General features: G+C 58.3%; 3 protein-coding genes. 1 reads left to right on the top strand and 2 read right to left on the bottom strand.

All coding sequences use genetic code 11. The annotated features are described in order from the left end of the window. Window positions 1–173: 173 nt before the first annotated feature. Window positions 174–770 (top strand): HD family hydrolase, encoded by a 597-nt coding sequence (locus A2I95_RS33425; RefSeq protein ID WP_291736755.1) that lies wholly within the window; start codon window positions 174–176, stop codon window positions 768–770. A 3-nt stretch (window positions 771–773) separates the two neighbouring features. Here the strand turns inward: A2I95_RS33425 and A2I95_RS33420 are convergent, their stop codons facing one another. Further along, window positions 774–1,328, bottom strand: a complete 555-nt coding sequence (locus tag A2I95_RS33420) for an ActR/PrrA/RegA family redox response regulator transcription factor (protein WP_027256951.1) — start codon at window positions 1,326–1,328, stop codon at window positions 774–776. Window positions 1,329–1,408: 80 nt separating this feature from the next. Then, window positions 1,409–2,029, bottom strand: coding sequence for an SCO family protein (locus A2I95_RS33415; protein ID WP_291736756.1), 621 nt, complete (start codon window positions 2,027–2,029; stop codon window positions 1,409–1,411). Window positions 2,030–2,082 lie beyond the last annotated feature (53 nt).

Raw genomic sequence — 2,082 nt, 5'->3', positions numbered from 1 at the left:
GTGCCCCTTGTATACCTATAATATTGGGCCGCGCAGTGCCCGTTTCAAACTCACAAGGCATAAACACTCCGTTTTTGGCTGTGTTCAGGCATCCCGCAGCCAAACCCGGCAAGCATTGCCCGGCTGCCGCACAACGGTTAGTCAAAGGGGGAGTGCAGCGACAGGAAACCCTCATGCCCGCAAAACCCGCCCGTGCATGGCAGCGCATGCTTTCCGGCCGCCGCCTGGATCTGCTGGACCCGACACCGATGGATATCGAGATCGAGGATATCGCCCACGGCCTGGCCTTTGTCGCACGCTGGAACGGCCAAACAAGGGGGGACTTCGCCTATTCCGTAGCTGAGCATTCGCTGCTGGTTGAAGACCTGTTCACCAGGATGCATCCCAAGGCGCCGGTTAAATGGCGGCTGGCTGCATTGCTGCATGATGCACCGGAATATGTGATCGGGGATATGATCTCTCCGGTCAAAGCCGCTGTGGGGCCGGGGTATGGCGAACTGGACTTGCGACTGACCGCGGCCATTCACCTGCGGTTTGGCCTGCCCGCTGCCTTGCCCAAGACTGTGAAAACGCAAATCAAGCGGGCCGACAAGATCAGTGCCTGGATGGAAGCGGTGCAGATCGCCGGTTTTTCAGAAAAAGAGGCCAGCAGTTTTTTTGGACGTCCAAAGCCGGAAACCGTCGAGGGCTTCAATATCGTTCTGCGCCCGCCGCTGGAAACCCGGGTGGCGTTTTTAGGCCGCCACGCGGAATTGTTGGAGCAGCTTTGAGCTTTAACGCGGGCTGCGTTTGGCCAGAATACGCTGCAGGGTGCGGCGGTGCATGTTCAGCCGCCGTGCGGTTTCCGAGACATTGCGGTCGCACAGCTCATAGATCCGCTGGATATGTTCCCAGCGCACCCGGTCGGCACTCATCGGGTTTTCCGGCGGCGGCGGCAGCACATCCTCGTTGGCCAGCAAAGCGTTCATGATGTCGGTGGCATCGGCCGGCTTGGACAGGTAATCTGTTGCACCGATCTTGACCGCTGCGACAGCAGTGGCGATGGCGCCATAGCCGGTCAGCACCACAACGCGGCTATCCGGGCGTTTTTCCCGCAGCACTTCGACCACATCCAGACCATTGCCGTCTTCCAGCCGCAGATCCACCACCGCAAAGGCCGGCGGACGGGCCGTTGCAATGGCACTGCCTGCGGCAACCGACCCCGCGGTCTCCACTGTGAAGCCCCGCTTTTCCATTGCCTTGGCCAGACGCCGCAGAAACGGCTCGTCGTCATCAACCAGCAGCAGTGTCTTATCGGGTCCAATATCCTGCAGAGCAGTTTCGGCCATGCCCAGTCCTCCGCGAAATTATTATCTGTTCACGCAAGAATATGTCCGGGCATGGGAAAAGGTCAAACAGCTATCCTGCTTTAGATTTTTTCGATGAAGCAGGCGGTCTTGTCGGCCATCTGCTCGGCCGTTTCATCACGGCGGAAGAATTCCACAAAGCCGTCTCCGGGCAGCACCAGGTAAGAGAAAGTGGAATGGTCGACGAGGTAATAATCCTCGTCGCCTTCGTTCTTCTTGAAGTAGGTCTTGTAGGCCTTGCTGGCGGCCTTCACCTGGTCGAGAGACCCTGTCAGCCCGATCATCTTTTCATGCAGGTTTTCGGCGAAATCGCCAACAGCTTCAGGGGTATCGCGGTCCGGGTCGATGGAAATGAACACCGGTGTCACGCTGATGCCGCGTTCTGCCAGCACATCCACAGCATCTGCATTGCGGGCAGAATCCATCGGGCAAACGTCGGGACAGAAGGTGTAGCCGAAGTAAACAATAGACGGTTCGGTGATCACATCCTTATCGGTGACTGTCTCACCCTTGGCATTGACCAGCTCGAACGCTCCGCCGATGGTATCGGTGCCTCCAGCGATCTGGCTGCTGCGGCACTGTGCGAATTTGTCGCTTCCAGCCCCTCCGCGGGTCATGAACCAGGCGCCCCCCACAAGGGCAGCAACAAAAGCAACAGCAAGAAGAGCATAGACGCGGGTCATGAGATCACACTTTTCGTCAGGGAAGGATTGTTGATCGTTTGCTGCGCCAGACC

The sequence above is a fragment of the Leisingera sp. F5 genome (genome assembly GCF_001593695.1).
Note: the sequence above shows the minus strand (reverse complement) of the source record. Positions and strands in the feature narration are given on the sequence as shown.